Raw genomic sequence first — 26,038 nt, forward strand, 5'->3', positions numbered from 1 at the left:
GGTATCCGATGACGACCCTCGAGTGTGATCCTCAGCCGCCCCAGACCGACCTGGCCACCTGGTACGAGCGGGTGCTGGTGCCGCAGAGCCGCCCCGCGCTGCACCGGTACGTCCGGCGCCTGGTGCCCGGCGACCCGCACCGCGCCGAGGATCTGGTCCAGGAGACACTGCTGCGGGCCTGGCGCAACCTGGCCTCGGTGGCCAGCGCCCGGTCGCCGCAGGCCTGGCTCTCCCGGGTCGCCCACAACCTCTGCGTCGACCAGGCCCGGCGGACGGCGGCCCGCCCCGCCGAGGTCGCCGAGGACGTCACGGCCACGGTCTGGGAGCCGGCGGACAGCCTGTACGACGCCGCCCTGGACCGGGCCGTGTTGGGGCCGGCGCTGCGCAGCCTCTCGGCGGTGCACCGTGAGGCCCTGCTCCTGGTCTACTACCAGGACCGTACGCACCGTGAGGTGGCCGGGCTGCTCGGCGTACCGCCAGGCACGGTCAAGTCACGCACCCACAACGCCACCCGTGAGTTGCAGCGGGCGTTGGGTCGGCGCGGCGTGACCGGCAGCGCTCCGAACTGACCCCGCCGGGTCTGGCAGGCCCGGCCACCGGTTCAGTCGGCCGACGGTTCCGGGGTCGTCTCGGTGAACGGGACCGGGCTTCCGTCGGGGCGTACCGGATCACCCAGGACGACGCGCCAGCCAAGCCGCTCGTTGAGGTCCGCGAGATCATCCAGGAGGAGGTAGAAGGCGTTCCGGGTGATCGGCGTGTCGGTGACCGGCACCAGTCGTACCTGGACACCTCGGCCCCCGTCCGGCGTGAGCCGGGCGCGGGCCTGGTCTCCGAGGAGCGCCAGCAGCGCGGTGGGAACCTGGTCGGCGGTGTCGACCGGAGTGCCGCCGGGCGGCACCGGCTGTAGCTGGGGGCCGGCCGGGTACACCAGCACCAGATCGCCGTCGGCCGATATCGGCGCCACCTGCGGGCCGAGGCCGGCGGTGGCCCAGACACCGGCGTCGAGCCGCGCGAGCCCGTCGAGGGCGAGGCGGATCCGTGCCGCGTCCGCCTGGTTGGCGGCGGTCAGCGCAGTCATCGTGACGCCCGGCTCCCGCAACCGGTCCAACACCTGGATGAGCCGCACCGGAAGGTCGGCGGCCCAGGTGTCCACGTTGACGCCGTCGATCCAGGAGAGCAGGTCGGCCGCTGCCGTCGGTCCTGAGGGCAGGGGCCCGTCGGGCTCCAGCAGCCGCAGCGCGCGGTAGGCCGCGGTGAGTCGGCGGGGACCGAAACCACCGATCCCGTACGCCCGCGCGGCCAGGTAGCCGGCGGCGAGCAGGTTCCGCAGGGCGTCCGGGTCGGTGGAGCCGATCTTGCTGGCCAGCGCGGTCAGCGCGTCGAGGAGCACCGCGACGTCCCGTTCGGTCGGCGTCACGTCGGTCGCGTTGAGCAACGCGTCGATCAGGTGGTGCACGGTGAACGAGAGGTCCTGGCCCGGCACGACCCCGAGCGGTGGGTACGGGGTGGGGAAGGAGTACTCGTAGGCGGCGAGGGGGTCCTGTTCGCCGGTGATCAGTCGGGCCAGCTCGGCGTCCTGCTCGGTGACGGCGTGCACGAGGTTGCCGTCGAGCCGTACCGGCGGTGGCGGCTGTGTTTCGGGTCGGTGCACCCGGGCGATCGGGTCGTCCGGGGTGCCCTCCTGACCGGCCAGCATTCGGGCCAGCCACATGCCGTTCTGCCAGGCCGGCCAGGGGGTGTCCCGGGATGGCACCCCGATGACCACCCGTGGGTCGCCGTCCTCGATCACCGGTGTCGCGTCCTTCGGCCCCACCCAGACCCGGTCGCCCACCGACGTGGCCTGCCAGTCCTCGCCGAAGACCGCCCACCGGCCACGGCCGAGGTTGTGCAGGTCGCTTGCCGGGGTGGCGAGCTGCGGGTACTGCGGCGTGTGGTGCACGGTGACGTACCGGGCGAACGCCGGCAGCGTCGCGGTGTGCAACCGGCTGTACGACACGAACTGGTCGGACAGTTCCACCCCGGGCGGTTCGATCAGGTGTGGCGCCAGCGCGAGCTGCTGCTCCGGACCGAGCAGCCGGGACAGCTCCAGCGCCCTGGCCGCGCTGATCGGGGCGGGGACGACCAGTTCCACCAGCGCGCGATCGGGTAACCGAGTGCTCAACTGGTTGAGCACCTGGTCGGCCCGAGCCGGGTCGGGAAGTTCGATGACGAGCAGCGGCCGGTCCGGGTGCGCGAATCGCCGGGGCGGTTCGGTGGCCGCCCCCGTCGGGCGGAGGACACTTCCGGCCCGACCCAGGGCGACCACCTCGTAGCCGTCCGGCGGCGCCAACCGAGTGACGGGCGTACCGCTCCAGTCGCGTACCGAGCCCAGTGACGTGTACCGCAGCTGGGTCAGGAACGCCTGCATCTCGGCCGGCTGGGTGTTGTAACGCAGGGGCGCGATCTGGTTCTGCACATCCAGCAGTTGCAGGCCGCGTCGGAGCCGGTCGAGAACCCGGGGTGCAAACTCGTAGATCCGCTCGGCGGCCGACAGTCGTTGTTGCGCGTCGCGGGTCAGCAGCTTGAACTGGACGAAGAGATCGTTGAGTTGACGGGCGGCCGGGTCCATGTGGCTGTCCCACACCTGTTGCATCGCCGGATATCTCGGATCGTCGGGCAGCCGCCGATCCCACAGTTCCCGCTGGACGTCCGGTTGACCGGTGACCATGCCTGCCGTCGCCGGATCGCCGGACCGGGTGGCCAGCAGTTGGGCGATCACCGCGAACTGTTCGAGATGTGCCAGTTCATGCACCAGGCACGTGATGACTTCGTCCACCGGACGGTCCGTCGCGAGTTCCATGATCCAGTGCTGGAGGCGGAAGGCGCCCTCGAGGCCGGCGCGGGCTCCGACGATCGCTCGAACCGGTGGGGCTTCAAGGGCCCTGGTGATGAAGCCGGCGATGTCCCACCAGACTTCGGCCGCGAGCTGTCCCTGGCCGTCGGTCTTCGTGGCGATCAGCTGCCGCACCTCGTCGTGCAGCTTCGCCAGGTGCGCCGATCCGGCGGAGCGGAGTATCCGGTAGTCCGGCCCGGGCGGCGGGATGTGCCCGATCAGTGCGGTGGGCGCCGTCGGGTCCGTTGCCGTCGGGTCCGTTGCTGTGGTCGTGGCTGTGGCGGTCGTGGCTGCCGTCGCCGTCGCCGTCGCCGTCGCCGTCGCTGTCGTGGTCGCCGTCTGGACGTTCGGCGCAGGCGCGGCGGTGCTCAGGTCAGCGGTGGCGGTCGTGGCTGGGCCAGCAGGCATGGCCTGCTGCGTCGCCAGGTCGGCGAGCATGGTGTCGCGGTCGGCAGTCAGGCCGTTGGCGAGGATCTCGGCCGCCGTCGGATCGGTGCCCTCGGCCTGCAGACGCTGTGCCTTGAACGCCACCCACCGCGCGCGCAGGTCCTCCGCTGGTGGGGCGGTGGTGGTGGCCTCGGTGGGTTTGGTGGTGTCGGCCGGGGGTTGCTGTTGGGTGGGGGCGGTTCGGGTGGTTGGTGCTGGTGGTGGGGCGGTGGTGTGTTTGTACGGCCGGGCTTCGACGGGTACGCCCATTTGTTCGCTGAGTCTCGTGGCGACACCGTCGAGCCAGCGTTTGACGTCGACGGGGTCGAGTCCGGGGCGGATTTTTTCGCTCATGTAGCGGCCGGACTTGTCGTCGACGACCCATCGGTCGGTTTCCGGGTCGCGGTGCAGCTCGCCGCTGATCCGTCCCTTACCCACGTAGGCGCGGCCGTCGGTGTCGAAGCGTACGCCGATGGTGGGGTGCCCCTGTTGGTTGATGCTGTTCCTGAGTTGGTCGAGGGTGAGGTCGGGGTTTTTGGTGTGCATGGCGACGTGGAGGTCGTCGAGTTGCTTGGCGGAGACGACGGTGAGGATCTCCTCGCTGCCGATCATGATGCCGTCCGACTCGGTGACGACGTAGTGCCAGTGGGCGTCGGGGCGGCCCGCGTAGATCTCGGGGGTGAAGTCGGACAGTGGCATCCAGGCGGGGTTGACGCGCATCTGCTGGGTTCGCAGCGCGTCTCCGCTGATGGTCTTTCCGTCGGCGGGTCCGGGCGGATCGATCTCGAACGGTTTGGCGCCCTTCGGATCGACGGCAGGACCTCTGGTGTGGTCCAACTCGGCCACCGGCTGCTCGCTCGGTGGTGCCGACTCCACCGGCGGGGGTTGTTGGTTGACCATCGCCTGGTAGTGGTCGCTGCGGCGGTACACGTCGAACAGGGGCGCGTCCTCGCGGCCGAGTATCTGGGTGTGAACGGGTGCGTGGATGCGTACCCGGGCGTCCAACGTGGCGGCCAACAGCCCCGCGAAGGCCTCGCCGACCGGGTCCTGCCAGCGGTCCGGCCAGCGTTGGACCGCCTCGGTGAGGGCGGAGAACTCGCTGGCGTCGGCCGGCCGGAGCGGGTTGAGCAGGTGCGTCATGAGCTGGTCCCGCAGCGTCTCGTCGGAGAGTGCCCGCAGGTCGACGGGATGACCGCTGGCGGTGAGGTAGTCGAACATGGCCCGCATCGAGAGTGCCTCGTTTGCCAGGTCGCGGGGCGGCGAACCGTCCGGCGTGGGTTTGAGCGGCACCCGGCTCTCCGCGTGGGCGCGGGCCACCGCCGGATCCCACCCGGCGGCGACCAGGTCGGCGGTTCGCTGGTTGAGGTAGAGCTGGCGCATGTGCAGGGCCGGTAGCAGACCGGGGTCGCGCAGCCTCGTGATGCCCGCCTCCTGTAGCCGGCCCAGCAGGGTGTCGCGGTCCATCGCATCCACCTCGGCACGCAACTGCAGCACCCGGTTGTTCCGGTACCCCTCCAGTGCTGCCGCTGGCACGCCGTCCGGGCCCACCGTGCGCAGGTGTTGCTCGACCAGGCGGCGCAGCAGCTCTGCGGCCTCGCCCAGCTGGGTGGTCGGCGGCACCAGCCCAGGCGCCTGGGCAGCCCAGGCGGTGATCTGGGCGCGGACCGCCTCGGGGTTGCCGAGCCACGCGTGCAGGGCCGGCGTGCCGAGTCCTGCGGCGGCCAGCCTAGCGCTCACCAGCTCAGGTGCGCTGCCGACGGCGGCGTAGAGCTGACAGAGCCCACCACCCGGCGTCGGCAGCACCTGCGACGTCCCGGTCGACAACGTGGGCACTGTGCTGGTGCCTTGTTGGACCGGTGGTGCGGTGGTGGTGTGTGGTGTTGGCTTGGTGGTTTGTTCCTGAATGTGCTTGGCGAGGTTCGCCGCGTCGGTGTCCGTCGCGCCCTCGGCCACGCCGAGGTAGCGGTGCCGAAAGTCGTCGAGCAGTTGGTGATGCCGTTGCAGCAGGGTCCACCAGGCCTGCCCGGCCTGATCCCACTCCTGGTGCAACCCGGGCAGTTCGGCCTCGGCGGCGACGCGTTCGGTGCTGCCCTCCGGGATCGCGTACGCGTCGTAGCGGGCCTGGTCGAGCCGGTCGGCGGCGGAGACGAAACGCTCCGCCGCCGTGGCCAGCTTCGCCTCGTGATCGACGATCTCGTCGAACGCGGCCACCCGGCCGGGCGAGTCCTTGGCTATCGCCGTGGTGTCCTTCGGGATGTGCAGCGCCGTCCGCGCGTCGTGCAGGCCCATCCGCAACGACACGTTCACCAGTTCGTCCGGCTGGCTGGCGTTCGTCACCGTCCTGGCTGGCCGCAGCGAGTACGACAGCGAGACGGTGACCTCGACCCGGCTCAGGTAGTCGACGGCGGCCGAGCGGCTCTCCGGCTTGACGTTGCCCATGTCTCCGGTGGCGTTGCTGCCGCTCTCGGCGGCGGCCTGGGTGTCACCGGCGGCGACGCCGGGCCCACCGGCCTCCAACGCCTGGTACGGGTCGTCGGCGAAGCCCCGCCCGATCAGTGGGATGCGGGGGATCCGCAGGTTCTGGGTCACCACGCTGGTGCCGGTGCTGTAGCCACCGCTCTGCTGCGGCGCGTGTTCGCGGAAGACGCCGGAGCTGACGCCGCCGAGCGACGCACTCTCGGGCCGCAGCCTGATGGTGATCGCGGCCTTCTGCCCGAAGATCTGGGCGCTGACCGCCGGCGGCAGGTCGAAACCCCCAGCGGTGATCAGCTTTGACATACCGGGAAGCAGGATCTCCGGGGTGAGGCTCTGGTGGATCTGGTGCGCCCCCGCGTACCCCGTCGTCCCCAGCCGTTTGGCGGAGTCGCTCAGCAGGCTCGCGACGACGCGTTGCACCTTCGCAACCTGGCTGAGGTCCTCGGCGCTGAAGCGCGGCGGCAGCGGCATTCCGTTGACCGTCCGCCAGCCGGGTGCCAACGTCTCCGGCGGGACGATCCGGTAGGGCGTGGGCCGGTCCGCCGGTGTGGACCGCGGCGGCCGGAGGTCGTCGGCCCACCTGTCCTGGACCACCTTGTCGTGTACGACCAGCAGGTCGCCGTCGACGCGCTCGCCCTTGTCGAAGATGGCCAGGGTGTACTTGACGCGCGTCTCCAGCTTGGCCTTGACGCCCCGACCGGAGCTCAGGTTCGTGTCGACCGTGGTGAACCCGTCGTTCTGCGCGTTCAGTACCTGCGACACCCGCCCGACGGTGTCTCCCATGCCGACCGCGAGGTTCTCACCGTGGTGGTTGGAGACGCCGGTGCCGGCGACCCCGGCGGTCACGGTACCGCCGTGCATCCGCAGCCTGGTGACGCCCTGCTCGCTGGTGTGGGTGGTCTTGATGTCCAGGTCGTTGTGGTCGGCGACGAACCCGAGGACCTTCGGTTCGCCGATGGGCTCGGCGAGCAGACGTACGTCCCGGGAGTGTTGTGTCATCCGGCCGGGCTTCGTGTGCAGCACCGAGACCCCGCCGTCGACCATCGCGGGCCAGTGCTGCGCCTGTCCCTCGCGGGTGAACAGGTAGAGCAGGCGGCGGCGGTTCAGCATCGGGTCGTCGAGCCCGGGGCCGGAGAGCGAGTCGGAGACCTTGCCGATCGACCGGTTCACGATCCGGCCCTGCACCGCGTCGAGGAGGCTCTTGACCATTCCCCGGTCCGGGCCGAGCTTGGCGGCCTCGGCCCGGAGCACGGCGGTCATCGGCTCGGTCAGGGTCGGGGTCTCGTCGAAGGTGTAGAGGCCCAGACCGGGGCTGCGCCCGGGCGGCAGGCCCAGGGCCGGCGGCACCGCCGGCAGCCACGGTGCCCCGATCATGCCGGGGTCCCCGGCCAGCTTCGACAGCAGGCCGAGCTTGACCATGGTTGCGGCGGACAGCCGCAGGAATATCGCGTTGGTGATGGTGCCGTGCCGGGCCACCGACTTGTGGTGGTGCAGCCACTCGCCGGTGCGCAGCGACTGCGGGATGGCCGCGTACCGGTCCGGGTCGGTGGTGATCTCCGCGGCCACCGACACCCGCATGTCGAAGACCACCAGGAAGGACCGCTGCCTGCCCTTGCGGTTGTTGGCGTTGCGTTCGATCGCGCCGCTGACGCTCTCGGTGTTCCGCGTGGCTCCGGCGTAGAGCACCTTCTCGTAGCTGACCGGGAAGACGGCACCACCGCCGTGGGTGGTCTCGTTGCTGGTCCCGGCGCGGCGGACGTTCGCCGAGAAGTTGGCCCGCAGCGCGAGCTGCTTCTCGACGGTCTTCGCGGCATCGATCTCCACCGACCCCACCGAGGCGGACTCGTTGGTGATGGTGGCGTACGCCGGCAGCACCGTCGGATTGGTCAACGCGACCGCGATGGCCAGGTCGGTGGCCGCGCCGTCCTCGGCGGAGGTGAGCCGGTCCACGTGCCACACGCCGTCGAGCATCGAGGCGAGGCCGTGGATCTGGCGCGACTCGCCCAGCCGGTCGATAATGTTGGCCCAGACCGGCATTCCCTCGGCCAACCCGTCGACGCCGCGTAGGCCGCCCAACTTGGTACGGGAGACCGTGTCGGGGTATTCCTGGGCGGCTCGGAGGGCGTCGTCGGCGAGTACGACGATGGCGCTGCTACCCGGGAAGTCCTCTACCGACAGCCACCGGTTGACGGTCGACTTCGGCCCCGCGTCGACCCACTCACGCAGCGCGGTCGGCTCGAGCTGGGTCCGCCGCGCGACCGCCAGCGGATCGGGCCGCGGCGTCATCGTGGTCGGCAGGTTGATCGGTTGGGCCAGCACCGAGGCGTTGTCGAACTGCACGGTGACCGGGCGGGTCTGGACCAGCCGGAATCGGGTGAACTCCTTTCCGTTGACCAGGGCCGCCGGCTCGCGGGTGGCTTTCACCACCCGGGTGGCCGAGTCGGTGACCGGCCGGGGGGAGCGCTGGTGCATCACCCGACCGAACCTGACGCGGGACTTCGGGTCCGGACCGAGGCGCTTCGTGTACGCGTACACCTGCACGGTGATCCGAAGGTCGTTGCCGAAGGCCTGGGAGTCCGGCGTACCGCCGCTGAGCCGGCTCTCCTGGCCGCCGAGCTGCGCGCCGCTCTGCCGGTCGAACCGACCACGCAGTTCCACCGCGCCTCCGGGTACGAACGCGCCAGCCGTGCTCCCGATCAGCCGGAACACGCCGCCGCCCTCGAACGCCACGGCACCTCGCCACTGGCTGCCAGCGCTGATCTTCTCCTGGAAGGTGTCGGCGTGGGTGGTCCGCACCGCGTCGCCCCGGCTGGTGCCGAGGTGCCGGAAGGCATCGGTGTAGCTGGCCGTGACGTGCACGACAACGTGCCGGGTGCCGATCTTCTTGGTACGACTGAGCTTGGCGATCAGGCCGGTCTTGAGCAGACTGCTGCGGCCCTGACGCAACCCGGCCGCGGACAGCACCCGGTCCAGCGCGTCCTGGTTGGCCTGCCGTTCGATCGCCGCGCGGCTGGTGGCCATCCGGCCGACCTTGCCGGACGTGCCGAACCTGGGCAGGAAGCCGCCCTCGATGTTCCGGATCAGCCCGGTCACGTCCAGGTAGAGCTGCTGGAACCCGCTGAGTCCGTAGGTCACGGACCGTCCGCCGCCGAGCGCGTACGGCGGCACGTACCACTGCCTCGGGGAGGGGATGAGCACGCTGCTGTCGCTGAGCAGTTGGGCCACCCGGGCCGCCGGCAGGTGACCAAGTACCACCAGATCGACGGTGATCGGCTCGACCGTGCCCTCGCCGAACAACCGGCTGCCCGGCACCTCGCGTAGCCCGGCGTTGACGGTGACCCGGAAGTGCGCCTCCACCAGGACATTGGCAATGTCCTTGAACTCGGTGCCGATCCGGGACGTGCCGCCCTGGGTGGCGGAGGCGGTCATCGAGCGCAGGAAGCCCCAGAAGAGCCGCGCCTGCACGTATCCGGGGCCGAACGCCCAGCGGGCGGGGATCAGGGAGAGACCGGTGCCGACCCGGCTCGAGTGGGACAGCTTCGTCGTTTCGCTCTGCCCCGGCTGCCAGCGGAAGGAGGTCTTGGCGACGTCGGCCAGGATGGACAGCTTCGGCATGGTCGCGGTGAGTTCCAGCGACAGCGCGTGCGCGCCGTGCGTGCTGGTGATCGTCGGTGGGTGGACCACCGTGTCCAGGGCCGGCATGAGGTTGCCGATCATGGAAGGCTCCTCGAACAGGCTGCGGGCCTGTCCTGCCCCCAGCGTGCCCGGCCCGACGGTCTTGGTGGGCCGGAGCAGGACGAGTGCGTCCTCGACCACGTCGTTCCAGGTACCGACCGGGTCGGTGCCGTGGGCGAGACCGATGCCGGCGCGCAGAATGCGTACCGGCGTGAAGTTCTCCACCAGCATCGACGTGTGCCTGCTCGGGTCGACCGTGAGCCAGTCGGGTTCGCGGGGTCCGGCGTTGGCGATGTCGTCGACAGTCCGGAACGTCACGTCGGCCGGAACGGACTCGCCGGGACTCCGCACGGCCGCCTTCGGGCCGGTGAGCGGAGCGGTCGGGTCTGTCACGACGACCCCGAAACTGACCGGCGCGGACACCAGGTGAGAACCGGACCCGCTGCGTACGTTGTGCGAGTCGGTCAGCTTGACGCCGTCCTCGAGCGACTCCAGCGGCCGGGAGAGGGCGAGGTCGACGGCGCCGCCGGCACCGTAGCCGACCCGCTGGGGGAACATCGTGCCGGCGCCGAGCGAACCGGAGCCGCCGGTGGTGGCGGCATGCTTGACCCCGGCGGACTGGTCACTGCGGGTGTCGAACTTCGCGTTGTCCACGGACTGGTCGATGACCTGGGCCGCGGCCGGCGACCAGGTCGGCGCGACGGTGACCCGGTGCCAACCGAACAGCCCGTCCTGGACGGAGAAACTGCGTCCACCGGTGACGAAGAAGGACTTCGGATCATCGCGTAGCGCCTGCCCGATCTCGCCGGTCTGCACCGAGAGGTTGGACAGCCCCGGCACCAGCGGCAGGTTCTCCGCCACCCGGGTGCGTACCGCGTCGGCGACGCTCTGCTCGACGCCGCGAATCAGGCTGTCGAGGTCGTCGATGGAGTCGGGTGTGTACAGCAGGTCGGGCCGGGTTTTGTAGAGGCCGGGCAACGGGCTGTCGACCGTCGTCGTCGCTTCCAGGACCGTCATCTGGATGGTCTCACCCGGCGCGGTCACCGTGATCGTGGGTGTCGTGCCGCTTCCGATGACGGTCGGTAGCGGGGCCGGCGCGGTGGCCGACGGCGTCGACACCGTCCCGGCCGGGGCGGGCACCGTGGCTTCGCCGGTGGTGACCGGGGGAGCGATGTCCAGGCCGGAGGCCCAGAACTCCTCGGCGACGTTGCCGGCGAGCGCTGCCGGCACCGGACGCGGTGCGGTGGAACCCGAGAAGTACGGCGACAGCACCTCGGCGATCTGGCGGAGCGCCCGAGGAGTCAGCACAAAATCCTCGACGTCGTGCGGGTGGCTGCCCATCAGGTCGCCGTGCTCTGCCTGGTGGGTGCTGCGCAGCAGGGCGTTCGAGGGTGAGCCGGTGTCCGTCACGCCGAGTTGGTGCACGATCTCGTGGGCGTACTTGGCGGGCGACGCGCCGGCCGCCCAGGTCTGCTGGGACATCTGGGCGCCGGCAGGGGCAACCGTGATGACGCCCCGCGCATGGACCGGGTCGTCGAAGTCCACGGTCACCCGGATCGGGACATCCCACCCGGGCAGCTGTTGCCGGGGCGCGTTGACGTAGCGCCGCAACCCTTCGACGGTGCGGGCTTTCACCTCGGCGATTTCCTGCGCCGTGACGCCGGGCGCGGCGTCGAGGCGCAGCTTCAGCTCGAAGTGCATGTCCTGCTCGGTGACGGTGAGTCGATAGCCGACGCCGACCCGCTCGCCGCTGGCCGGCGGTCGGGTGACCTTTGGTGGCTGGCCGCCGGTGGTCGGTGGTTCGATGCGGAACGCGTCCTTCAGCGGCCTCCACCGCTCGGTGTCCACCTCGACCACCCGGGTCGGGCCGCCGGGTCTGCCGTCGCCGAGCAGGTCACGCGGCGGCATTGTCATCTTCTCGGCGGGCGGCGCGGTGGCCGCGTCGTCGGCAGGGCGGCGGGGCGCCGGTAGTTCGAGAACCTCGCCGCCGCCGGTCGGTGTCGGCCGTACCGAGGGGCCGTCCGCCGGTTTCGCCGAGGTCGGCCGCGTCACGGTGGGCCGGTCGACCGGCGTGGTCCCGGTCGGGGAGTCCGCCGGTTTCGTGACCGGCGACGTCGCCGCCGGTTTTGTCGGCGACTGGGTGTCCGCCGGTCCGGTGACAGTCGTCGTGTCCGACCTGGACGCACCGGGGCGGGTCGACGCGGACGGGTCGGTCCGGGCCGGTGCGGTGCCGGCGGAGTCGGTGCGGGTCGTCGGCAGGTCGCGGGGCACGCTCGGCAGCTGATCGAGCTGGTGGCTGATCGTCGGGTCCCCGGCCCGCGGCCCGGACGTCGGTAGGTTGTCGGCGGCCCGCCCGGGTACCGACGCGCCGTCCGGTCCCCGCAGCTGCGCCAACCGGTCCCCGAGGGTGGTGTGCCGCGCCGCGGTCGTGTCCCGCAGGCTCTCAGACAGACCGCCGAGTGCCTCGTCGAGCCGGGAGTCGAGCGGGCGGAGATGGTCGGGGGAGGTGAGCGCCGCGTTGATCTGGGCGGTGCTGTCCAGCCGGTGCTCGTCCAACCGGGTGACGTACCGGGACAGCACATCGTCGACGGCGGCCGGATTGTCGCCGGCCCGGGTGAGCGCGTCCTGCCAACTCCGGTACTCGTCGGCGGAGAGCGGACCGCTGCCGCCCCGCAGCTCCGCGAGGCGGGCCTCCCGCTCCAGGGCCGCGACGCGCGCCTCGTACCGGGCCAACACGTCCGCGTCGGCGGCTGCGTCGCCGGCCCGGGCGAACTCGGCGTTCCACCCGGCACGCTCGGCCGCCGGCATGCCGATCAACTCGTCCCGATGGGTGCGCAGGGCGTCGAGCCGGTCGGTCAGGTCGTCGAGCGCGCCGGGCGGCAGCGTCGGTGCGTCGGGCAGCTGGGGGAGCGGCCCATCGGGGCCGTCGGCGCCGCGCAGGCCGGCGAAGCGTAGCTCCAGCTCCAGACCGGCGAGTCGCGGGTCGGGAACACGGTCGCCACGGAGCACGTCGAGCCGGGCCAGCAATCCGTCCAGGTCGCCCGCGGACCCGGCTCCGTCGGAGGCACGGCCGGGAGTGACATCGGGTACGACCTGGTCGTTCAGCTTCTGCTCGGCCAGCTTGCCGGCGAGGCCGTTCTCGTAGGCGTTGAGCAGCCGGTGCAGTTCGTCGGTGTGCCCGGCCGCGGTCGCGCGCTCGATGTCGATGGCGTGGCGCAACCAGGTCGACTTGTCCATGCCCAGCTGCGCTGCGCGGTGGTGCCCGGCGTCGACATGCGCCCGGTACGAGTCGAGCCGCTGGAACAGTGCCTGTCGGTCGATCCGGTCGTGCAGCGTGTTCAGTCCTCGGGCCGCGTCGCCGTGCCGCCCCTGCTCGATCGCGGTACGGACCTCGGTGCTGAGCACCCTCAGTTCCTGCTCGGGTAGCTTGACACCGCGGGCGTCGGCGGTGAGTTCGGTCAACCGTCGGCTGAGTGCCTCCGGGCCTGGAGTGGCCGCCGGGTCGGTCCGCGGCACGCTGGGCAGGTCGAGCACTCCGTCGCCGCCGATGCCCCCCTCCGTTCGCCCTGGCGTACCCACCTGGTCAGGGGTTTCCGACCGACCCGGGATGTCGGCGCGCGGTGTGGCCGGTGCCCCGGCGTCGTCGAACCGCCCCGGCCCGGCGCCGGAGGAGACCTCCTCGGCGCGGACGTCGGCCAACTGCGTTTCCAGGTCGGTGAGGCGTTCGGCGGCGGTGGCCCGGGCGGTGGCCTCCATCGGGGAGATGGACGGGACGTCCGGGAACATCGCCGGATCGACCGGGCGGTTCTCGGCCGCCCCGCCCGGACGGAGCTGGTTGAGGCGGTGTTCCCACTCCAGTTGGCGGGCTGCGGGGGCGGATACGTCGGTGCCGCGTAGTCCGGCCAGCCGGCTCTCCAGTTCGGCGATGCTGGTGCCGGGCTGGTGGGTGGGCACCGCAGGCAGGTCGGCGAGGTCGGCCGAGGTCGACGGGCGCAGCTGCGCGAACCGGGCCTCCAGCTCCAGCGCGGCCAGGTCGGCGCGGGGGGCGTCGGGTCCGCGCAGGTTGTCCAAGCGGATCTGCAGAGCCCGTATCGCTTCGTCCGCCGCCGCAGCGGGACTGGCCGCCGCAAGGTCGGGGGCCGTCGCTGCCTTGGCCGCCGCGAGGTCTGGCGCGACCACACCGGTCGGGTGGGTCGGTGGGGGGTCGACACTGGGGGAGAGTTCCCGGGCTTCGATTTTGAGCCCACTCTCGGCCCGACGCACCAGCGCCTCGGCGACTCGGACGTCCTTCTCGGCGCGGGCCACCGCCAGCGCGTCCCCGGAGGCGTTGGCCAGCGCGTGATGTGCCTGCTTCAGCTGTGCGAGCGCGTGCAGGTGACTGAGCTGCTGCGGTGACGGGCCGCCGACCGACTCCACGCGGGGCGGTGCGGGCACCGAAAGATCACGGCTCAGACCGGTGGGCGCGGTGGACGACGGCGGATCCAACCGGGTCAGGGCGGTGAGTGCGCTCGGTTTCGGCCCGTCGAGCAGATTCAGTGCCTGGTGGACGGTGGTCGGGTCGGCGATCTTACCGAGCTGCGTGGGTGCCGGTGCGACGACGTCCGGCCCTGCGGCGCTCGTCGGCGCCGGCTGGGAGACGGAGACCGACGGCGCGGACGTAAGGGTGGGGGTGGGGGTGGCCAGGGGGGCGGCGCCGAACGCCTTCTCCGGGGCCCCCAGGTTGAACGCCACCCCGGTCTCCGAGACCCGGACCGCACTGACCTCACCCATGTGCAGGTTGCGCAGCTCGGCATGACCGAAGTTCGCCAGCCCGTCCACGCCGCCGACGGTCCGCTGCAGCGTGGTGCTGAGGTTGCCGATCTGCATGTTCGGCAGGGTCACCGAGCCGGGCATGCCCACTGTGGGCATGGTGACCTGGTTCAGTGCCGCCGTCGGGTTGCCTGTCGGTACGTCGAGCCGAGCGAGCGCGCCGAGGTCGACCGCGTGCGCGGCACCGCGCAGCCCCGCCAGGTCGTGCGCGCCGAGCACACCACGCGTCGCGGACAGGTCGATACCGCGGGCCGAGAAGCTGAGTTCCGGCATCGACGGCGCACCGATCAGTGGTTTCTCGACCAGGTCGGGCAGGTGCAGCCCGCCCGGGCTGAAGTTGATTCCGCCGGCGGGCGGCGGGCTCCCGGGCTTGACGACATTCACCGTGGTGAGGCCGTCGGCGAGCCGGACGCCACCGCCGAGCGCGGCCAGTCCGTCGAATCGGGTCATCCCGAGCCCGCGACCCAGCACGCCGAGTTTGAACGCCCCGGAAACGCCGACGGCGCCGATCTCGTGACCGGCCAGCGGCAGGAAGATCCGCAGCCACTTCCAGCCGCCGAACTCCCGCACCATCAGGTTGCCGAACCTGACGGCGTTGGCGGCGACGAACCGGCCGGCGTCGACCGTCAGACCGGCGAGTCTGGTCAGGCCCTGATTGGCGATGTTGCCCAGCCTGGTGACCGCCGTCGGAACGGTGACCAGGGTGAACTTCTCCAGAGTCACGAACCCCCGGACGGCCAGGCCATCGAGGGAACCGACGATCCGCGGGATCGACAGCACGCCGACCTTCACCGAGTTGGCCACGGTGACGCCGAGGTCCCCGATGCCGCGCATGATGCCGCTGATGCTCAGCGTCGACACGGTCCGCCAGAAGTCGTTGATGCCGGTCCGGGCCAGGGTGAAGCTGTTTCGGCTGATCTGGGTGATGCTGCGCCAGGCGCTGCCGGCCAGCTTGGTCAGGTCGCCGAGGGCGATCAGTGGCCGGGTACTGGGGCCGAGCAGACCGAGCAGGCCGAGCGCCAGACCCAGTGCGTTCGTCTTGCCCGTCGCGAAGTCCAGGGTCGCCTTCACCGCCAGGGCGGCGTTCATCGCGAAGGCGAGCAGGCCGAGCGGCCCGCCGACGAAGATGGCGACCACGGTGATGACGAGGGTCAGCCAGGTGAAGATCTCCCAGAAGATCTCGCAGGCGGACTTGGGCGTCACCGGGGACCTGATGTGTCCGGTGGCGTCGAGAATGGCCTGCCGGGCCGTACCCGCCGCGGTTGTCACGTCCGCCGCGGCGTTCTCCGCCTCCGTCCTGAGGGCTTTGATTCGTTCCTCGTCGTCGCCGGCCCCGGCCGCTTCACTCAGTGCCCGGTCCGCCTTGGCCTGCGCCTCGCGCAACGCCTCGGCGTACGTGCGGATGGCCGGCCCGGCGGCGGAGAAGGCGGTACGGACCCCGGCGATGAAGCCGCTCATCTCCTTGCTGACCTGCTCGCGCAGCCAGTCCGCGGTTTTGCCGACGAACGCACCCTCACCGCTCTGCCGCAACACCGCGGCGAGCCCGTCGTCGGCGGTCTGGGCATGGCCGGCCATGACGTCCAGGTAGCCGGCGACCCGCAGCAGCACGTCCGGATCGCCGGGTGTGGGGTCACCGGACAGCGTGAGTGCCGACCAGTCACCGGGCCGTACCGCCACCGCACCCCTCCCGCCGCCCCGGACACCTCGTCCTGTTCGACGCGACGCACCCGCGCGGAGGTTCACGGTGAACCGCTCACCGCCCCGGCCGCGTCGAACCTCACAGACGGCACATGTCGACGAGCTGGCGGAGGGGTGCACGATGGCCGACCTGGTGCTCGACTACGCGTTGCTGCACAAGCTCGCGGGCAGCCTGCGCGAGCTGAAGGGAAAGATCCAGTTTGACGTGGAGACCGGCTCGCGTCGGGCGATCGTCACCTCCGACGGGGCCGTCGTCGACTCCAGCCAGGTCGGCAACTCGACGTTGTACGCGACGCTGAGTGCCTTCTTCTCCGCCTGCCACACCCCGTTCAAGGACTCCATGGAGTTGCTCGACGAGCTGGCCAACACCTTCGACGGCATCGCCAAGGCCTACTTCGACCTGGACGCCGACATCGCCGGCAAGGTCAACCTGGACCGGCTGCGGGCGAACATCAGCGGCTGGCAGGCCGACACCGCCGCGTACGAGCGATACCTCGACCTGAAGGACCGGGAGATCACCTTCCAGTACTACGACAAGGACGGCAACCTGGTCGACGGTTCGGTGCCGGTGTGGAGCGGAGACCCGGTGCCAGAACCGGGAGACGCACCCACCTCCGTCGACGGCACCTCACCGGTGGGCAGCAACACCACCACGGCGGTCCTGGACGACGACGGCAACGTCATCTCCGAAACCACCACGGTCACCTCAGGTGACGGGCTGACCTACACCGAGAAGACCGAGTTCACGTACCGCGACACCGACGGCGACGGGCGGACCGACGTCATCGACTACACCTCCACCATCACCCATGCCGACGGAACCGAGGAAAAGATCGAGAAGAAGACCAACGACGACGGCTCGTTCGTGGTGACCTCCACCACCAGCGAGGGCACCACCACGAGCACCGTCACCCCGGGGGCCGACGGCGGATCGCATCAGGTCACCGTCGACCACGAGGGTGGGACCACCACGACCGACATCGTGGTGACCGGGCCGGACAGCGGCACCAAGACGGTGGTGGGCCCGGACGGCACCAAGGTCTACCACGGCAACCCGAAGACCGGGGAGTGGAGCCTCGTGTCGGAGGAGGCACCCGAGGACGACTCCATGCCGTACACCACCGTCACCATCTGACCAACCTCGTCTGGAGCAGCGCCATGCCCAACATCACCGTCGACTTCGCCAAGGTGCAGACGGTCAACGAACAGCTCAACCTGGCCGTCACGCAGACCGTGCCCCGGTTGGAGGATCTGCTCGCCGCGGTGTCCCAGTTGCTCACCAGCGACGGTGGCCTGTGGTTGCAGAAGTCCAGCCCCACGCTCAGTGGGCAGTACCAGACCTTCAACACCGAGTTGACCGCGGCGATCGAGAGCATCCGGTCGTTCGCCCAGCAGTTCCACAACATCACCGTTCAGCTGCGCACCATGGACGAGCAGATCACCGCGTCCAGCAGCTCCGCCTGATCCGCCGAACCGGAGGCATCCGATGGCAGAAGTCAACGTCGATTACGACCGGATCCACACCGTCTCCGGGCGGCTGACCACCGAGGGCGCGGAGATCGCCGACGTGCTCAAGGGCTTGAACACCAGCGTCACCGAGCTGCTGACCAGCCAGGGCGGCCTCTGGATGCAGCAGTCCAGCCCGGTTATGAGCAGCCAGTACACCGAGTTCACCGCCTCGCTGACCAAGGCGGTCAGCAACCTGGAGACCTTCGCGGCGAGCTTCGCGGCGATCGTGAAGAACCTCAGCGACATGGACCAGGCGCTGTCCACGCCGCCGCCCGCACAGTGACCACGCGGCCCGGGGGCCGTGACCGGCACCCGGGCCGCGCCCAGCGTCGAGTGCCGGTGAGTCGAGCTTCCTTCCGGCATCGATCAGGAGGTGGGCGGCGGATGTCGATCTCCGAACGGCGGCTACCTCATGATCGACGGACCGGAAAGGTGGGGCGTCAGCGGAGGGCGGTGTGCGGGATGGTGACCGTGGTCAGTGCGGCGGTTGCCGGGTCCGGCAGATAGCCGCGTCCGGGGCGGCTGCCGGCGCGCAGCAGGCCGGGCGGCACCCGGGCACCGACCAGGTCACCCTCGATCGCCGACTGTGGTGCGAGCAGCACACCCTGCCGGGAGCGCCGGGCCTCGGCGATCCACCCGCCCAACGACTGGGTCAGGGTCTCGGCCGTCCCCGCGTACGCCAGACCGAGAGCACGATCCCGGCCGGTGGCCACCACCTGGCGCAGCACCGCCTCCACCGGGTTGGCGAAGCCGAACAGGTCGACGTCGTCGACCAGCACCACCAACGGGCCCCCCAGTTCCTCGACCGCGGCGGTCAGGTGCGTCGGGTCCGGGGCCGCTCCCTCGATCGCGCGTACCCGGCCGTGTACCGCCAGCCGGCGCAACACCGACTCGCGGGGGGTCAGGATCACCAGGGCACTGCCCCCCGCCAGCAGCGACACCGCCAGCGTGGCCAGGGTGTTGCTGCGGCCCGAACCGGGCGGACCGGCGACCAGGAAGGTCGCCTGCTGACCGGCGAAGTCCACGTAAACCGGTGCGGCGGCGTCACCACCGATCCCGAGCAGCGCCCGTAGTGGCCGCCGCTGCTCCTCCGGGACCTGCGCGAACGCCTCGGCGAAGGTGACCGACGCGGGGAGTCCGGCGACCGGGAACGGTCGGCGCTGCGTCGGCACCCCGGTGTCCCGGGCCGTGGCCCGGGCGGCGATCCGGCGGATCGCCTCGACCTGCGCCGCACCGGACGGGTCCGGATCCAGCAGAGCGATCTGGATCTCCGCCTGGTCCGCCGAACGCCAGCCACGTCCGGGCGGCACCACCTCCGGTATCCGGCGGTGGTTGACGCCGATCGCCGAGTAGTCGGTGCGGTCGGTCATCCGCAGCATGATCCGGTGATCGTTGAGGTTCGCCACCCGTCCGGTCAACAGCGACCGCTCGGAGGACATCACCAGGTGCAGCCCGGCGGCCGGCCCCTCCCGCAGCAGGCCGAGGAACTGGTCCAGCAGCCGGCCGCCGTCGTGGTCGGCCAGGACGGCAGCCAGCGAATCCCAGCCGTCCACCAGCAGCATCAGGTGCGCCGGACGCTCCGCCGGCGGCAGCGCCGCCCGTAACTCGTCGAGCCCGGCGCAGGAGTGCCGGGCCAGCAGTTCGTGCCGCCGGGCCAGCTCGCCCTGCAGCCGGCCAACCAGCCGCTCCAGTCGCTCCAGGTCGGCTCGGGGCACCACCGCGCCGCAGTGCGGAAGCTCTGACAACACCACCATCGACCCGCCGGCCGCATCGACCGCGTACAGGTGCACGTCGGCGCAGGACAGCGACCGGGCCAGTGACGCGGCCAGCGTACGCAGCAGCTGTGACCGGCCGGTACGGGAGGCGCCCAGCACGTAGAGATGTCCGAGCGCGGACAGGTCACAGGTCAGCACCGGCTGGCTCTGCTGATCCGGCAGGTCAGCCAGTGCGTACGGCACCGGCGGCAGACCGGGGCCGGCTCCGGGCTTCGGCGGGGTCAGGTCGTCCAGCAGCACGACCGGTGGCAGCGGCGGCAGCCACGGACTCGGCTGTCGCGCGCAGCCCACCTCCCGGGCGGCCGCGTCGATGGCGTCCACCAGTACGTCCAGGTCGGTGGCGGCCAACTCGTCCGGCGCGGCGCTCCCGTGTGTCGGTTCCACCGGCGGCGGCAGCGCCCGGCCCAGCCGGGACCAGGGCAACTCGGTACCGTGCACCGGCGAGGTCGGCCGGGGTTGCGCCGCATCGGCGTCGGCACCCCGGAACACGGCACCGACGTACCCGGTCTGGAAGGGCAGGGTGGACCGGTGGGCGAGCCGGGCGAGTGCGCGTCCGGGGGTGGCCACCGGGATCATCGCGGCATCCGGCACGTCGATCACGTCGGAGCTTTCCATCGGATCGGTGACCCGCAGCGCGATGCGAAGGTTGGTGTTGGCGCGGATGTCGGTGGTCACCACGCCGGCCGGGCGCTGGGTGGCCAGGATCAGATGGATGCCCAGCGACCGGCCCCGCTGGGCGATGCTGACCAGGCCGGGGATGAAGTCCGGGACCTCTCGGGCGAGCGTGGCGAACTCGTCGATGACCAGCACCAGTCGGGGCACCGCCGGCAGCGAGGGGTCGCGGCCCCGCATCGTCCGGTACTGGACGAGGTCCTTGGCGGCGACCTCGGCAAGGATCTCCTCGCGGCGGCGCAGCTCCGCGGCGAGCGACTCCAACGCCCGGACCACCAGCGCGCTGTCCAGGTCGGTGACCATGCCGAGGGTGTGCGGCAACCGTACGCAACTGTGGAACGCGCTGCCGCCCTTGTAGTCGACCAGCACGAAGGTCAACTCGTCCGGGCGGTTGACCGCCGCCAGCGACACCACCATGCTCTGCAGCAGCTCGGACTTGCCGGCGCCGGTGGTGCCCGCGATCAAGGCGTGCGGCCCGTCGCGGACCAGGTCGAGCGCGACCGTCCCGTCGAAGCCACTGCCGATGACAAAGCTCGTGGACGCGGGTTGTCGGGACCAGCGCTCGGCCAGTTCGGTGCCGTCCGGTGGGACGGTGTCCAGCAGTTCCAGCAGCCGGCTGCGGTCGGGCAGCCCGGCCGTCTCGTCCGGGGTGACGTCCCGCAGTGGTGCCATCGCCCGGGCCACCCCGTCACACCACCGTGGGGTGACGGTGTCGGGGCGTACTCCGGTGGCCTCGGGTATGCCGGTCTGCCGTACGGTCAGCCCGTCCGCGTCGGCGCGCAGCACCGCGGTGCACTCCTCCGGCAGCAACCGTTCCTCGGCGTCGATGCAGATCGCGAAGACCCGCACCGCCGGTCCCTCGGTGAGCACCTGCACCATGCCGGGCACGTCGCGCAGCCGGCGCGCCCCGTCGACGACCAGCACCACGTCGGGTTCGCTGAACAGGACCTGACCGAGCTGCGAGCCGCGGGCCCTGGTCCGCGCGGTGACCAGTGACACCAGCTCGCCGACCCGGTTCGCCACGGTCTCCGGGTCGTTGCCGACCAGCGTGTAGGGCCGTCCGGGCGGGACGCCGTCCTCGGGCGGCCGGGTGTGCGGCAGCCACCGGACCCAGCTCCACCGATCCTTCCCGTTCGGCTCGGTCAACACGTGGATGCGCAGGTCGCGGGGGCTGTGCAGGGCGGCGGCCTGGAGGACGAGCCAGCGTGCCGTCGCGTACCTGGTCTCCGCCGCGCCGGCCAGACCGACCACCAGACGGTCGACCAGGTCCACGGTGACCGGCACGTCCGGCACGATCCACCGCAGCTGGCGGTCCACCTCGCTGCGGGCCGGATCCTCCACCTCGATCAGTGACGGCTGGTCCATGGTGCCGACCCGCAACACGAGGTGGTCGGGATCGCGGCGGCGCCGTTCCCAGAGCCGTCGACCCGGACCGACCGCGGTGTGCAGCACGGTCGCCGGATCGGGGGACGCCTCGCACCGAGCCAGCCGTTCCTCGGCTACCGCCGCGGTCAGCTCCCGCATCATCCGGGTGTGTTTGCGGCGGTACTCGGCGAGATCCTTGCGGTACCGCTTGCGGCCGCTGCGCCGGTCGGTGAACCAGTTCGCCAAGGCCAGCACCGGACTGAGCACCATGATCAGCAGAAAGAAGTACGACTTGAAGAGGAAGACGAACGCCAGGCCCAGCACCATCGGCGCGAGGATCATCAACAGCGGGATCGGGCGGCGGGTCGGCCGGGTCGGTGGGGTCGGCAGCCGTCGCCGGGCGAAGAGCAGCGGCGGCACGATCCGCGGCGGCCGGTTGAAGTCCAGCATCGGCACATCCACGGCCGGGGTCACCGCGGCGTCCGGTGCCGGGCGCGACACCAGCCGCAGCAGGCTCCCACCTACCGCCAGATCCACCCCGGGCGGCCAGCGGCGGGAACCGTCCCGCTGTTGCTCCCAGGGCTCCGGCCCGCCGTGCTGTCCGGCGGGAGGATCCGACGCGCGTGGTTGCTCCGGATAATCCGGGTAGCCGGGTGGATCCACCGGATCGGTCTGCGGCGGTAGTTGCGGCAGCGCCAGGCGTACCGCCCCCTCACCGGCGGCGACCCAGGCGCGGCCCTGCTCGTCGACGGTGAGCCGGGCGGCGTGCGCGGGCACCCTGGTGCCGCCCGGGTCGATCGCGGACCCCGCTGCCGAGCCGATGTCGTGACAGCCCAGGCCGACCGGCCAGATCCGTCCGGCGCCGGGACCGCCGACGCCGTGCACCTCCAGCCAGTGGGTCCGCCGGTCGCCCGGCAGGTCCCGTACGCCGCCGGTCGGCACCGACGTACCGGCACCGAGCCGGACCCCGGAGACCAGCCCGGCACGGCTCACCGTCCAGGTCGGATCCAGGCGTGCCCCGTCGAGATACCAGTCACCAGGGGCGCCGTCCTGCTCGGCGAGCGCACCCACCGGCGTGTCCACCCCGACGTCCATCGCGACGTCCCGCTCGGCTCCGGCGGAGACGAGGGTCAGCAGCAGGCGCATCAGCGGTCTCCGGTTCGTTCGGCAGGCTCGACACCGGAGTGGACCATCGCTCGCCGCTCGTCGTGTGCCTGCTCGATCAGGTCGTCGTTGGCGACGGGTGGGACCGGCGGGACGGGCCGTGGCGGGACGGCCGGCAGCGTGGCGGGTGACGGCACACGGGTCGGCCGGGCACGACCGGGCACCGCCGGTTCCGCCGGAACGGAGGAGGCGGCGCCGAGGGCTGTGGACCCGGAGGGGGCCTCCTCGGCCCAGGCCGGTGCCGGTGTGACGACGGGCGCGGACCGGTGGGCGGGTCGCAGGCGGCGGGTCAGCGGCGCGGAATCCGCGTCGAGTCGCAGTTCCGGCGCGATCACCCGACCCGCCAGGTCGACCCGCAGTCGCCAGCGTGAGCCCGGCAGGTAGCCGTCGACCAGCACCAGCAGCCCGGGATCGTCGGCGACCAGCGTGGCGAGTTGCGCCGCCGTCTGCGGATCAGGCCGCCGGCAGACCAGGACGGTACGGCCGGCCGGCTCTTCCGCACGCCGTGCGAGAGTCGTCAGCGCCTCGGCCAGCGGCATCCGGTCGGCGTCGGTCGCCTCGAGACCGTCGCCGGGTTCCGTCGCGACGATCAGACGCTGCACGCCGTGCCCGTCGAGCAGGGCGGCCAGCTGGACGACCAACGCGGACACCAGCCGCTCCGCCGGCGTCGGGGCACCGTGCACCGACACGATGCCGGGGCAGCGGGCGAAATCCAGCAGAACCAGCGTGCTGGCCCGGACGCCCACGGCGAGCGGCAACAGGTCGCCGGTCACCGGTCCGTGGGCCGGGGGCAGCGGCACGTGGGCCCGCCAACTGCGCGGTGTGGTGGCCTGCCAGGGCGATTCCGCTGCCGGTGGTGGCACGTCCGCCTCCGCCCCCGGACCGGCGAGTCGTACGCTGATCTCGCCCGGGCCCAACAGCACCAGGTACGGCCAGAAGTCGTCCCGTTCGGCCAGCGCCGATCGGGCCGACACGATCCCGGCCCGGGCCGCCGGCACCGGCCCCGATCCGGCGAGGTGTCGGCCGACCACCCGCATCCCTCGCCGACGGCGCAGGAAACCGACGACCGGCGCCACCAGATCCCTGGCCGCGCCGACGATGGCTCGCCGGACACGCCGTCCGGTGCCCCACAGGCCATACCGGCGGTCGAACCACCGCAGCAGCACCACCAGCAGGATCAGCAGCTCCAGTACCGTGAGTACGGCCAGCAGCGTCTGCCGGTTGGTGTCCAGGAAGCGGCCGAGGCCGCTGAAGGACGGCGGATTCAACCGTGGTTCTCCTTCGCCCGTAGCGCGCCCAGGTGCGGCACAGCCGTGCCCCGATGGTAACCACGGGCCGATGGCCGTTCTGGCTGCCGACGTCCGGCCGGGGACAGCAGATCCGCAGTTCAAGCCGCCCGACCGGGGCCTGTCCCCGGCAGGTCGTCCAGTCGATGAACTCCTGGTGACATTCGCCCGACCGGCGAGCTCTCGACGGTCCGCCAGGTGCGGATAGCGAGCCCGCAGCCGGCTCAGCGGCGGGGGGTACGGATCAGCAGGGTCGCCCGGACCTCGTCCGGCCCGGCCGCGGCGTAGAGGTGGGGGGTGTCGGCGGCCCAGGAGACGTGCTCACCCGGGCCCACCGGGACGGGCGCGTCGACCGGCCCGACCCGGGCGTGGCCGCTGAAGACGGTGAGGTGCTCGGTCACGCCGGCCGGGTGGGCGGGCGAGACCTGCTCGACGCCGTCGACGATGCGCAGGGCGAACAACTCGTAGGTGGCGGCCGGCTCCTCGAAGACCTCCAGCAACGTCGACACCACCGCCTCGCCCCGTACCGGTGCGGCGGTGGAGACCGGGGCGCCGCGGTCCAACGTCAGCGCGCTCATCGGCACGCCGAGCGCGGCGGCGATCGCGTAGAGGGTTTCGAGCCGGGGATCGCGGCTGCCGTTCTCCAGCCCCGAGAGGGTCGCCTTTCCCACGCCGGCCATCCGGGCCAGTTCGGAGAGGGTGAGGCCACGCGCCTCACGCAACTCGCGCAGCCGCCGACCGACTGCCGACCCGTGGTGGTGAGGGCTTGTCTGGTGCGCGGTCATCTGCGTATCGTGCCACCCGGCGTCCGTTCCGTTTACGGAACGCTGGGAGGAGTGCTGATGGGTTGGGCACGACCGGTCGTCGCCGGCCTGCTGAGCGCGATCGTGGGTTACGCGAGTTCGTTCACGCTGGTGCTCGCCGGGTTGCAGGCCGTGGGCGCCAGCCCGGCCCAGGCCGCCTCGGGCCTGCTCGCCACCTGCCTCGGCATCGGAGTCGCGGGTGCGGTGTTGGCCGTGCGCCACCGGATGCCCATCGCCATCGCGTGGTCCACGCCGGGCGCGGCCCTGCTGGTCGGGGCCGGACCGGTGGCGGGCGGCTTCTCCTCGGCCGTCGGCGCCTTCCTCGTCTGCGCGGCGCTGACCGTGGTCGCGGGCCTGGTGCCGTGGCTGGCCCGGGCGATCGCCGCCATCCCGCGACCGGTGGCCGGCGCGATGCTCGCGGGCATCCTCGTGCCGCTGTGCACGGCTCCGGTCCGGGCCCTGGTGGACGTCCCGGCGCTGGCCCTGCCGGTGGTCGTGACGTGGGCGGTGCTGCTGCGCTTCGCCCGCGGCTGGGCGGTGCCGGGCGCGCTGGTCGCGGCCGTGGCGGCGATCGCCCTGACCGGGCCGGACAGCGCGCTGGCCGATGCCACGCTGCGACCCGCCCTGGCCTGGACCGTGCCGACCGCCGACCTCGGCGCCGTGGTGGGCATCGCGCTCCCGTTGTTCCTGGTCACCATGGCCGGCCAGAACGTCCCGGGTGCCGCCGTCCTGTCCAGCTACGGGTACGAGGCGCCACTGCGGCCCGCACTGGTCACGACCGGGCTGGTCAGTGCGGCGGCGGCCCCGTTCGGCGGCCACCAGGTCAACCTCGCCGCCATCACCGCCGCCCTGACCGCGGGCCCCGAGGCACACCCCGACCCGGGCCGGCGCTGGCTCGCCACCCTGGCCCTGGCGGGTGGCCAGGTGCTGCTCGGGCTCGGGGCGGGCCTCGCCACCGCGCTCGTACTGCTCTCCCCGCCGGTGCTGGTGATCGCCGTCGCCGGCCTGGCGCTGCTGCCGGCACTCGGCACGGCACTGGGTAACGCCGTCTCCGACCCGGCCGGGCTGCTGCCCGCCGTGGTGACGTTTGTCGTCACCGCGTCGGGGATCGCCGTGCTCGGCGTCGGCGCCGCGTTCTGGGGTCTGCTCGCCGGGCTGGCCACCCTACTGGTGACGCCCCGCCGTCCCGCCACGATGAACGCCGCCGCCCTCCCGGGTGACTGACCCCGACCGGCCGACGGGGGGCTGTTCCGGCCTCGGGCGGTGCGGGGGCGGGCGACGAGAAGACCGATTCGATCAGTTCAGCTCGTGGACCCGTGCCACCAGACGCCGTCGGGGCTGACGAACAGCCCGGTGTCACCGTCGTAGCGGCGTACCCGGATCTCCATCTCCCGGTTTTCCGGCAGGTCCTTGTTGCAGACGCCCACCTTCCCGGCGCCGAGGCTGATTCGGCAACGGCCCCGGCGGTAGACGCTGCCGTCGACGTACACCCGCCACTCGGCGACCACC

The 26,038-nt window shown here is 71.8% G+C and carries 9 protein-coding genes; 5 read left to right on the forward strand and 4 right to left on the reverse strand.

Features of this window, described 5'->3' with window-relative positions:
* Positions 1-8 precede the first annotated feature (8 nt).
* On the forward strand, positions 9-569 hold the full coding sequence (locus tag ABGB05_RS23770) for a sigma-70 family RNA polymerase sigma factor (RefSeq protein WP_347655682.1): 561 nt from the start codon (positions 9-11) through the stop codon (positions 567-569).
* Between the two features lie 32 nt (positions 570-601).
* Here ABGB05_RS23770 and ABGB05_RS23775 read toward each other — a convergent pair whose 3' ends face one another.
* Entirely contained in the window at positions 602-15,934 is a 15,333-nt protein-coding gene (locus ABGB05_RS23775) for a hypothetical protein (protein WP_347655683.1), read from the reverse strand.
* 142 nt (positions 15,935-16,076) lie between these two features.
* Here ABGB05_RS23775 and ABGB05_RS23780 point away from each other — a divergent pair, with 142 nt between their 5' ends.
* Genes ABGB05_RS23780 through ABGB05_RS23790 form a run of 3 tightly spaced genes read left to right on the forward strand, consistent with a single transcriptional unit; the run spans position 16,077 to position 17,747 of the window.
* Complete coding sequence (locus tag ABGB05_RS23780) at positions 16,077-17,090, forward strand: hypothetical protein (RefSeq protein WP_347655684.1); 1,014 nt, start codon at positions 16,077-16,079, stop codon at positions 17,088-17,090.
* A 23-nt stretch (positions 17,091-17,113) separates the two neighbouring features.
* Positions 17,114-17,419, forward strand: a complete 306-nt coding sequence (locus ABGB05_RS23785; RefSeq protein WP_347655685.1) for a hypothetical protein — start codon at positions 17,114-17,116, stop codon at positions 17,417-17,419.
* Positions 17,420-17,441: 22 nt separating this feature from the next.
* Positions 17,442-17,747 carry a hypothetical protein gene (locus ABGB05_RS23790; protein WP_347655686.1) on the forward strand — a complete coding sequence of 102 codons (306 nt, stop codon included), beginning with the start codon at positions 17,442-17,444 and terminating at the stop codon, positions 17,745-17,747.
* Between the two features lie 157 nt (positions 17,748-17,904).
* Here ABGB05_RS23790 and ABGB05_RS23795 read toward each other — a convergent pair whose 3' ends face one another.
* From ABGB05_RS23795 to ABGB05_RS23805, 3 genes are all read right to left on the reverse strand, one after another.
* A complete protein-coding gene (locus ABGB05_RS23795) occupies positions 17,905-22,422 on the reverse strand; it encodes an FtsK/SpoIIIE domain-containing protein (protein ID WP_347655687.1) in 4,518 nt (1,505 codons plus the stop codon).
* Positions 22,422-23,708 carry a hypothetical protein gene (locus tag ABGB05_RS23800; RefSeq protein ID WP_347655688.1) on the reverse strand — a complete coding sequence of 429 codons (1,287 nt, stop codon included), beginning with the start codon at positions 23,706-23,708 and terminating at the stop codon, positions 22,422-22,424. The genes ABGB05_RS23795 and ABGB05_RS23800 overlap by 1 nt, the downstream gene beginning before the upstream one ends.
* A 242-nt stretch (positions 23,709-23,950) precedes the next feature.
* Complete coding sequence (locus ABGB05_RS23805) at positions 23,951-24,511, reverse strand: helix-turn-helix domain-containing protein (RefSeq protein ID WP_347655689.1); 561 nt, start codon at positions 24,509-24,511, stop codon at positions 23,951-23,953.
* A gap of 57 nt (positions 24,512-24,568) precedes the next feature.
* Between ABGB05_RS23805 and ABGB05_RS23810 the strand changes: the two genes are divergently transcribed.
* Positions 24,569-25,753 (forward strand): benzoate/H(+) symporter BenE family transporter, encoded by a 1,185-nt coding sequence (locus tag ABGB05_RS23810; RefSeq protein ID WP_347655690.1) that lies wholly within the window; start codon positions 24,569-24,571, stop codon positions 25,751-25,753.
* Positions 25,754-26,038: the final 285 nt, after the last annotated feature.

The sequence above is a fragment of the Plantactinospora sp. B5E13 genome (genome assembly GCF_039871775.1).
Lineage (GTDB): Bacteria > Actinomycetota > Actinomycetes > Mycobacteriales > Micromonosporaceae > Plantactinospora.